General features: G+C 65.3%; 9 protein-coding genes. 2 read left to right on the top strand and 7 right to left on the bottom strand.

Annotated features, from left to right (window positions below):
* Positions 1-55 precede the first annotated feature (55 nt).
* The 3 genes from AC07X5_RS21230 to petA are packed head-to-tail and all read right to left on the bottom strand — an operon-like array spanning position 56 to position 2,859.
* Entirely contained in the window at positions 56-814 is a 759-nt protein-coding gene (locus AC07X5_RS21230) for a cytochrome c1 (protein ID WP_409957968.1), read from the bottom strand.
* A 16-nt stretch (positions 815-830) separates the two neighbouring features.
* On the bottom strand, positions 831-2,246 hold the full coding sequence (locus tag AC07X5_RS21225; RefSeq protein WP_494771728.1) for a cytochrome b: 1,416 nt from the start codon (positions 2,244-2,246) through the stop codon (positions 831-833).
* Between the two features lie 13 nt (positions 2,247-2,259).
* Positions 2,260-2,859 (bottom strand): ubiquinol-cytochrome c reductase iron-sulfur subunit, encoded by a 600-nt coding sequence (gene petA / locus AC07X5_RS21220; RefSeq protein WP_494771727.1) that lies wholly within the window; start codon positions 2,857-2,859, stop codon positions 2,260-2,262.
* Between the two features lie 145 nt (positions 2,860-3,004).
* On the opposite strand from petA, the gene mscL reads away from it, so the two are divergent.
* Complete coding sequence (mscL, locus tag AC07X5_RS21215; RefSeq protein WP_494771726.1) at positions 3,005-3,442, top strand: large conductance mechanosensitive channel protein MscL; 438 nt, start codon at positions 3,005-3,007, stop codon at positions 3,440-3,442.
* A 16-nt stretch (positions 3,443-3,458) separates the two neighbouring features.
* Here the strand turns inward: mscL and pdxA are convergent, their stop codons facing one another.
* From pdxA to AC07X5_RS21200, 3 genes are read right to left on the bottom strand one after another with little or no spacing between them, the layout of a single operon-like run.
* Positions 3,459-4,490, bottom strand: coding sequence for a 4-hydroxythreonine-4-phosphate dehydrogenase PdxA (pdxA, locus tag AC07X5_RS21210; protein ID WP_409960631.1), 1,032 nt, complete (start codon positions 4,488-4,490; stop codon positions 3,459-3,461).
* A complete protein-coding gene (locus AC07X5_RS21205; RefSeq protein WP_494771725.1) occupies positions 4,487-5,248 on the bottom strand; it encodes a Nif3-like dinuclear metal center hexameric protein in 762 nt (253 codons plus the stop codon). Before AC07X5_RS21205 ends, pdxA begins: the two co-directional genes overlap by 4 nt.
* A gap of 21 nt (positions 5,249-5,269) precedes the next feature.
* Positions 5,270-6,598, bottom strand: a complete 1,329-nt coding sequence (locus tag AC07X5_RS21200; protein WP_494771724.1) for an MFS transporter — start codon at positions 6,596-6,598, stop codon at positions 5,270-5,272.
* 541 nt (positions 6,599-7,139) lie between these two features.
* Between AC07X5_RS21200 and AC07X5_RS21195 the strand changes: the two genes are divergently transcribed.
* Positions 7,140-8,294: a S1C family serine protease gene (locus tag AC07X5_RS21195; protein WP_494771723.1), complete on the top strand. Its 1,155-nt coding sequence runs from the start codon at positions 7,140-7,142 to the stop codon at positions 8,292-8,294.
* Positions 8,295-8,541: 247 nt separating this feature from the next.
* On the opposite strand, the gene tatC is transcribed toward AC07X5_RS21195, so the two are convergent.
* Positions 8,542-9,339, bottom strand: a complete 798-nt coding sequence (gene tatC / locus AC07X5_RS21190; protein WP_409960635.1) for a twin-arginine translocase subunit TatC — start codon at positions 9,337-9,339, stop codon at positions 8,542-8,544.
* Positions 9,340-9,374 lie beyond the last annotated feature (35 nt).

Below are 9,374 nucleotides of genomic sequence, written 5' to 3'. Positions count from 1 at the left end.
TAAAGACCCGACCCCATCTTCCAAAAAGAAAGATGGGGCAGATGGATCCGGCTGTTTATTTGACGTCTTTCCAGAAGGAAGCGTTCAGTCTCCAGGCAATGACCGTGAAGACGCCCAGGAAGATCAGCACCCAGACACCGACACGGATGCGGGTGTTCTGCGCGGGCTCGGCCATCCATTGCAGGTAGTTCACGAGATCGCCGACATTCTGGTCGAACTGCAGGGGCGACATGGTACCCGGAGTCACTTGCTGCCAACCCTTGAACACTTGCGTCTTGTGGCCATGGCTTTCGTGCTCCTCGAACACGGGACGGCGATCGCCCTGCATCTGCCACAGCGCATGCGGCATGCCCACGCTCGGGAATGCCAGGTTGTTCCAGCCCGTGGCCTTGGTGTCGTCGCGGTAGAAGGTGCGCAGGAAGGTGTAAAGGTAGTCCGCCCCTGTGCCGCCATGGCCGGCACGCGAACGCGCGATCACGGTCAGGTCGGGCGGGTTGGCGCCGAACCATTCCTTGGCTTGTTTGGGATCGATGGACGCCTTCATGGTCTCGCCGACCTTGTCGGTCGTGAACAGCAGGTTGTCCTTGATCTCCTGCTCGGTCAGGCCGATGTCCTTCAGACGGTTGTAGCGCATGAACGCCGCCGAATGGCAGCTCAGGCAGTAGTTGACGAAGATCTTGGCGCCGTTTTGCAGCGATGCCAGGTCATTGGTCTTGTTGGGCGCCTTGTCCCAGGCGATGCCGCCTTCGGCGGCCTGCGCTGCACCCGAAACAATGCCCAGGGCTGCGATCAGCGTGAGGATGAGTTTCTTCATTGTTCTTGTCTCCCGCTCAGTGCGCGGCAAAGGTCACACGGTCAGGCACCGGCTTGGGTGTACCCAGGCGGCTCCACCAGGGCATCAGGATGAAGAAGCCGAAGTAGAACAGCGTACCCACCTGCGAGACGCGCTCGCCGATCGGCGACGGTGGCTGCACACCCAGGTAACCCAGAATCAGGAAGTTGATCACGAAGATGCCGTACAGGTACTTGTGCCAGTCGGGACGGTAGCGGATCGACTTGACCGGGCTGTAGTCCAGCCAGGGCAGGAAGAACAGAATGATCACGGCACCGCCCATCACCACCACGCCCCAGAACTTGGCGTCGATGGCCAGCATCAGCGCAGCCACCACCAGGGCAGCGACCACGGCACCGGCCTTGATGAAGCTCGGGATCCGGAGTTTGACCGAAGCCAGCACGGCACCACCGACCACGCACAGGATCAGCGCATACATCATTTCGCTGGTGATGGCGCGCAGCATCGAGTAGAACGGCGTGAAGTACCAGACCGGCGCGATGTGCGCAGGCGTCTTCAGCGGGTCGGCCGGAATGAAGTTGTTGTACTCGAGGAAATAGCCGCCGAACTCGGGGGCGAAGAAGATCACCGCCGTGAAGGCCATCAAGAAGACGCAGACACCGAAGATGTCGTGCACCGTGTAGTAGGGATGGAAAGGCACGCCGTCCAGGGGCTTGCCATTGGCATCCTTGGGGGCCTTGGGGCCCTTGATCTCCACGCCGTCTGGGTTGTTGGACCCCACATCGTGCAGCGCCAGCAAGTGGGCCACGACCAGGCCCAGCAGCACCAGCGGCACGGCGATCACGTGGAAGCTGAAGAAGCGGTTCAGCGTGGCATCACCGACCACGTAGTCACCCCGGATCAGCAGTGCCAGGTCCGGGCCGACGAAGGGAATCGCGGCGAACAGGTTCACGATCACCTGGGCGCCCCAGTAGGACATCTGGCCCCAGGGCAGCAGGTAGCCCATGAAGGCTTCGGCCATCAGGCACAGGAAGATCGCGCAGCCGAACACCCAGACCAGCTCGCGCGGCTTGCGGTAGCTGCCATAGATAAGCCCGCGGAACATGTGCAGGTAGACCACCACGAAGAAGGCCGAGGCCCCCGTGGAGTGCATGTAGCGGATCAGCCAGCCCCAGGGCACATCGCGCATGATGTACTCGACCGACTCGAAGGCCTTGGCCGCATCGGGCTTGTAATGCATCACCAGGAAGATGCCGGTGACGATCTGGATCACCAGCACCAGCAGCGACAGCGAGCCGAAGATATACCAGAAGTTGAAGTTCTTCGGAGCGTAGTACTCCGACATGTGCACGCGGTAGGCATCGAAGGCCGTCGGGAACCGGTTCTCGAACCAGTTGGTGGTCTTCGCCGCTATCGAGGCGTTGGGGGAGATTTCCTTGAATTCGTGGGCCATTTTTGTGTCTCCCTCAAGCCTTCTTGTCTTCGCCGATCAGCAGGCGGGTGTCCGACAGGTACATGTGGGGAGGCACCTCCAGGTTGTCCGGCGCCGGCTTGTTCTTGAAGACCCGGCCGGCCATGTCGAACGTGGAACCATGGCAGGGGCACAGAAAACCGCCCTTCCAGTCATCGGGCAGCGACGCCTGCGCGCCGGTCTGGAACTTGTCCGATGGCGAGCACCCCAGGTGCGAGCAGATGCCCACCGCCACGAGGATCTCGGGCTTGATGGAGCGGGCTTCGTTGCGGGCGTACTCGGGCGTGAGTTCCGAGGGCTTGCGCTCGGACTTCGGATCGGCCAGCTGGCCATCAAGCTTGGGCAGCTCGGCAAGCTGCTCGGGCGTGCGCTTGACGATCCAGACGGGCTTGCCACGCCATTCCACGGTGACTTTCTCTCCGGGCTTGAGCGCGGAAATATCCACCTCGACGGCGGCACCTGCCGCCTTGGCCCGCTCGGAGGGCTGGAAAGTACTCACGAAAGGAACGGCGGTCGCCACGCCGCCCACCGCACCAGCGCAGCCAGACGCAATCAGCCACGTCCTTTTGCTGGAGTCGATTGGGGTGTCACTCATGGGGGTCCTTGATGTACATCGCTATTGGGGTCAACCGCGAATTGTAGCGGAGTGAAAAGGGTCATTCCACGCGGGCAGTCCGCCTTGACAGGGGGCAGACCTGGGCAATACTCGCCTTCTTGTCTATTATCAAGAGGGTTTATCCATGGGCATTGCACAAGAGTTCCGGGAATTTGCCGTCAAGGGCAACGTGATCGACCTGGCAGTGGGCGTCATCATCGGCGGCGCCTTCGGCAAGATCGTGGATTCGGTGGTTTCCGACCTGATCCTGCCCGTGGTCGGGCTGGTGTTCGGCAAGCTTGATTTCTCCAACCTGTTCATCGTGCTGGGCAATGTGCCGGCCGGCACCGCGATGACACTCGACGCCCTGAAGAAAGCCGGCGTGCCGGTGTTTGCCTACGGCAACTTCATCACCGTGGCGGTGAACTTCTTCATCCTGGCCTTCATCATCTTCATGATGATCAAGCAGATCAACCGCCTCAAGCGCGAAACCCCGCCCGCGCCAGCAGCGCCGGCCGCGCCGCCCGAAGACATCGCCCTGCTGCGCGAAATCCGCGACAGCCTCAAGAACCGGGCACCCTGAGCACCCGCGCGCATGGCTAGCGCGCCAGCTGGCGCGCCATGCGCACTGCCTCCACCAGGCTGCCGGCGTCGGCGATTCCCTGGCCGGCGATGTCAAAGGCCGTGCCATGGTCGGGGCTGGTGCGCACCAGGGGCAGGCCCAGGGTCACGTTCACGCCCTTGTCGACGCCCAGGTACTTCACGGGGATCAGGCCCTGGTCGTGGTACATGGCCACCACCACGTCGAACTCGCCCGGGTGCCCTGGTGCATGGCGCGCACGCATGAAGACCGTATCGGGCGCGAACGGGCCATGCACGTCCATGCCTTGCGCCCGCGCGGCGGCGATGGCCGGTGCGATGACCTGCATCTCTTCACTGCCGAAGAGCCCGCCCTCCCCCGCATGCGGGTTGAGCCCCGCCACGCCGATGCGCGGCGCGCGGCCCAGTGTGCGCAGCAATGCAGCGTGGGTGATCGCCAGCGTCTGTGCCACGTTGCCAAGCGTCACCGCCTCGATGGCATCACGCAGCGACACGTGGATGCTCACCAGCACCGTGCGCAGTTCATCGTTGGCCAGCATCATGCGTACCGGCATGGCCGCCAGGGGCACCCCCTGGTGCCGCGCGGCCTCGGCCTGCAGCAGTTCGGTATGGCCCGGAAAGTCCACACCAGCAGCCGACAGCGCCTCCTTGTGCAGGGGGGCCGTGACCAGTGCTGCCACCTCACCACACAGCGCGGCGCGGGCGGCCCATACCACACAGTCGGCGGCAGCCCGGCCCGCTTCGGCACCGATCTGCCCCCAGGGCTGCGGCCCTGGCAAGCCAGGCAGAGGCAACACGGGAATGCAGCGCGGCGGCAGCTGCAGGGCCTCGGCAGGCGATGCGATCTGCGCCACGGGCACGGACGGCAGCCCAGGGCGTTCGATGCACTGCGCGGCCCGGCGCAGCGTGGCCAGGTCGCCCACCACAAAACCGCCGTGCAGCTCGCCGGGCGCGTCGCGGAAGGCCTTGGCGACGATCTCCGGGCCGATGCCGGCCGGGTCGCCCTGGGTGATGGCGATGGCAGCGCTCATGCGGGGTTGTCCACCTCGATGAAGAGATGCTCCACACCCGCCTGCTGGGCCACGTGTGCGGCCACGGCAGGAGCACCATAGCGCTCGGTCGCATGGTGGCCTGCGGCGATGAAACACACGCCCGTCTCTCGCGCCAGGTGCGCCTGGGGTTCGGAGATCTCCCCGGTGATGAAGGCATCGGCACCGGCGGCAATGGCCGGCTCGAAATAGCCCTGGGCCCCACCCGTGCACCAGGCCACGCGGCGGATCGGCCTGCGCGTGGCCGCCTCGGGCTGCGCCAGCGTCACGGAGCGCCCCAGCGCTGCGGCCACATGGTCTGCCAGGGCCTGGCCATCGGCGAACTGCGCACCCGCCACACAGCCCAGGTCCTGCTCGCCAAAGCGCGCATCGGCCGCCAGGCCCAGCACGCGGCCCAATTGCGCGTTGTTGCCCAGCTCGGGATGGGCATCGAGCGGCAGGTGATAGGCAAACAGGTTGATGTCGTGCGCCAGCAGCAGCTGAAGGCGCCGCTTCATCCAGCCGACCACGCGGCTGTCCTGCCCACGCCAGAACAAGCCGTGGTGCACGAAGATGGCGTCCGCGCGCGCATCGATGGCGGCCTCGATCAGCGCGCGGCTGGCCGTGACACCGCTCACGATGCGGGTGATGCTTTCCTTGCCCTCGACCTGCAGGCCGTTGGGGCCATAGTCCTTGAAGCGCGCGGGCTGCAGCAGCCCGTCGAAGAGGGCCAGGAGTTCTTGTCGCTGAATGCTACTCATGCCCCGATTGTGCCAAGACCCTCAGGCTTTGGACGGTTGCCAGCCCTTGATGGCCAGAGGCCACAGCAGTCCGATGGCCGCACCCAGCACGCCCATGGCGGCCACATAGTGGGCCGGCGCCAGCGGGTCCACTTGCTGCCAGGTGGAAATCAGCACGGGCGTGAGGCCGCCGAACACGGCATAGGCCATGTTGTAGGCAAAGGACAGGCCGGTGAAGCGCACGGGCGCCGGGAAGGCACGCACGCCCACCACGGGCAGCAGCGAGATGCTGCCGACGAAAAAGCCCACCAGCGCATAGGACCAGACCAGCGAGGCTTCGGTGCCGGGCAGGCCCAGGTAGAACAGGTAGGCCGTGGCGGTCAAGCCGCCCCAGCCCAGCACCATGGCCGTGCGCGTGCCGGCCTTATCGGACAGCCAGCCCCAGAACACGCAGCCGATGGTCAACGTCACCGTCGCCAGGGCATTCGCCTTCATCGCGGCGGCGGGCACGATATGGAACACCTTCTGCAGGTAGGCGGGCGTGAACAACACCACCACCACCACGGCCGTGGACAGCACCCAGGTCATCAGGGCCACGAGCACGCAGGCTTCGCGGTGGTCGCGCAGGATGGTCTTGAGTGGCAGTTCCCGGTCCGCGGCCTTGCGGGCCTGCATCTCGCGGAAGATGGGGGTCTCTTCGAGGAACTTGCGCAGGTATACCGACGCCAGGCCGAACACGCCGCCCAGGATGAAGGGGATGCGCCAGGCCCAGTCGTGCACCTCGGCCTGGCTGTAGGTGGTGTTGAGCCACACGCCCATGATGGAGCCCAGGAAAATGCCTCCGGTGATGCCTGATGTGAGGGTGCCGATGGCGAAGCCGTAGTTCCTGGCCGGCGCATGCTCGGCCACGAACACCCAGGCGCCAGGCATCTCGCCGCCGATCGCGGCACCCTGCAGAACGCGCATGGACAAGAGCAGCAGCGGCGCCGCAATGCCGATGGTGGCGTAGGTCGGCAGGATGCCGATGACCAGGGTGGGCACGGACATCAGAAAGATGGACAGCGTGAACATCTTCTTGCGGCCCAGCTTGTCGCCGTAGTGGGCGATCACGATGCCGCCCAGCGGCCGCGCCAGGTAGCCGGCGGCGAAGATGCCCAGGGTCTGCAGCTGGCGCATCCATTCGGGCATGTCGGCCGGAAAGAACAGCGAGCCGATGACGTTGGCAAAGAAGACAAAAACGACGAAGTCGTAGAACTCCAGCGTCCCGCCCAGTGCGGACAGGCCCAGGGTCTTGTAGTCGCTGAGGTTCAGGGGGCGATGGGAAAGGCCGGCGGACGCGGACGTGCCGTCCGCCGCGGTGATCGAGGTCATGGGAAAAGCTCCAGAAAATGCGTGCACAGGACTGCGGGGTGCGGCGGCAGCGGTGGCATGCCGCAGGCCATCGTTCGTCGGCAGTTTCCGGATGGGGGAGATTGTCGTGGGTGGCCGCGCGGGTAGCAGGCCACAGGAGAACACAGGCAGCGGGAGCAGTCGTGGCGCCATTTTAGGGTTTTCCCTTAGACCGTGCCATCGCAACCCGCTATGTCCCCACCCGCCACTCAGAACGTGTTTACGATCTTTTCGAGGCCGCGTTGCTGCGCAATCGGGATGAGTGGATGCTCCGGATGCTCTGCGTGCGCTCGTGCCCATGCAAGCAGCCGGGGCGCCAACATTCCGAATTCATCGGCCCGATTTCGCCCCAACCCTTCGGGCAAGTGCCTTGCCGCGCCTTGCATCCCATCCCGGCAAGGTACTTGCGCGGCCCCGAAAAGATCGTAAACACGTTCTCAGGCGCCCACCCAGCCTGCGCGGCGCCACACGGCAGGCAATGGCGCACAATGGCGGTCCCTGTAGACCCCCTGGCCCCCACTCCATGAAGCGCATCTGGCTGCTGTTTTCCCAAACCGTGACGGTGCTCGTCGCGGCGTATTTCGTCGTGGCCACCCTGCAGCCCGGCTGGCTGGGGCGTGGCAACGTGCGCTCCGGTGCGGGCATCGCCCTCATTGAAGCACCTGCCAGCACGGCCGCCGCAGGCCAGCCCGCGGCCGGCAGCTTCAGCGCGGCGGCGCGCAAGGCAGCACCCGCCGTGGTGAGCATCAATACCAGCAAGGCCGTGCGCCACCCGCGCAGCAATGACCCGTGGTTCCAGTTCTTCTTCGGTGACCAGAGCGGCCAGCAACAGCAGGCGGGCCTGGGCAGCGGCGTGATCATCAGCCCCGATGGCTACATCCTCACCAACAACCACGTGGTGGAAGGCGCGGACGAAATCGAGGTCACGCTCACCGACAGCCGGCGCGCCCGCGCGCGCGTGATCGGCACCGACCCCGACACCGACCTGGCCATCCTCAAGATCGAACTCGACAAGCTGCCCGTGATCGTGCTGGGCAACTCGGATACCCTGGACGTGGGCGACCAGGTGCTGGCCATCGGCAACCCCTTCGGCGTGGGCCAGACGGTGACCAGCGGCATCGTCAGCGCGCTGGGGCGCACCCAGCTGGGCATCAACACCTTCGAGAACTTCATCCAGACCGACGCGGCCATCAACCCCGGCAACTCCGGCGGGGCGCTGGTGGACGTCAATGGCAACCTGCTGGGCATCAACACCGCCATCTACTCGCGCTCGGGCGGCAGCATGGGCATCGGCTTCGCCATCCCGGTGTCCACGGCGCGCCTGGTGCTCGACGGCATCGTCAAGGACGGCCAGGTCACGCGCGGCTGGATCGGCGTGGAGCCCAACGAGCTCTCGCCCGAGCTGGCCGAGACCTTCGGCGTGAAAGCCTCCGAGGGCGTGATCATCACCGGCGTGCTGCAGGATGGCCCTGCGGCCCAGGCCGGCATGCGCCCGGGTGATGTGATCGTGAAGGTGGACGGCAAGAACGTGGGCAATGTCTCCGAGCTGCTCACCGCCGTGGCGGCCCTCAAGCCCGGCACGGCCGCTCCGTTCAACGTTCGGCGCGCCGATACGCTGGTGGAATTGAGCATCACCCCGGGCCTGCGCCCCCGGCCGCAACGCAATGTGAGAAGGTAACCCCTGAGGCGCTTCGCGCCTTCCCCCTGAAAGGAGGGCGCCCCCAGCGCAGGCGCTGGATATGCCGCCTTCGCGGCGGGGCGGCCCTTGCGCGGGAGTACTGGCATGGGCCGTGCCGGCTTCCACGGCTGGAGCGGCCATTGCAATGCCGGATGGGGCCGCCTGCAACACCCATAAAAAAAGCAACTGGCGCTCTCGCGGCAGTTGCTTTCTTCATGCCCCTCGGGGGCTGCAGGTCTGATTCCGGTCAGGACGACGACGATGCGGCTTCATCGGCCTCTTGCGGCGCCTTGGTGTGCTTGATGAAGATCTGTGCGGCCCAGATGCCCACTTCGTAGAGGATGCACATGGGCACGGCCAGCGCGAGCTGGGAGACCACGTCCGGGGGCGTCACGATGGCCGCCACAACGAACGAGGCCACGATGAAGTAGCCGCGGAAGCTCTTGAGCTTCTCGACGCTGACGATGTTCATGCGCGCCAGCACCACCACGGCGATTGGCACCTCGAACGCCAGGCCGAAGGCCAGGAACATCGACAGCACGAAGCTCAGGTAGGCCTCGATGTCAGGCGCGGCCGTGATGCTCTTGGGCGCAAAGCTCTGGATGAAGGCGAACACCTGGCCGAACACGAAGTAGTAGCAGAACGCCACGCCCACGAAGAACAGCAGCGTGCTGGAGACCACCAGCGGCAGCACCAGCTTCTTCTCGTGCGAATACAGGCCCGGCGCCACGAAGGCCCAGACCTGCCACAGCACGAAAGGCAGCGCCAGCAGGAAGGCCGACATCAGCAAAATCTTGAGCGGCACCATGAAGGGCGAGATCACCGAGGTGGCGATCAGCGTGGCGCCCTTGGGCAGATGGGCCACCAGGGGCGCCGCCAGGAAGTCGTAGAGCGCGCCAGGGCCGGGAAAGAAGAACAGGATCGCCGCCGCGATGGCGATGGCGATGATGGCCTTGACCAGCCGGTCGCGCAGCTCCATCAGGTGCTGCACGAACGGCTGCTCGGTGCCGGCCAGCTCGTCTTCTTTGGAGGGAGTTTCGGACATGTTGGATTTTCAGGGGCGTGAGGGCCGCCCATGCA

Source organism: Acidovorax sp. GW458-11-26-14-TSB4 (genome assembly GCF_059423865.1).
The sequence above is the reverse complement of the archived record's forward strand: the minus strand, read 5'-3'. Positions and strand labels throughout refer to the sequence as shown.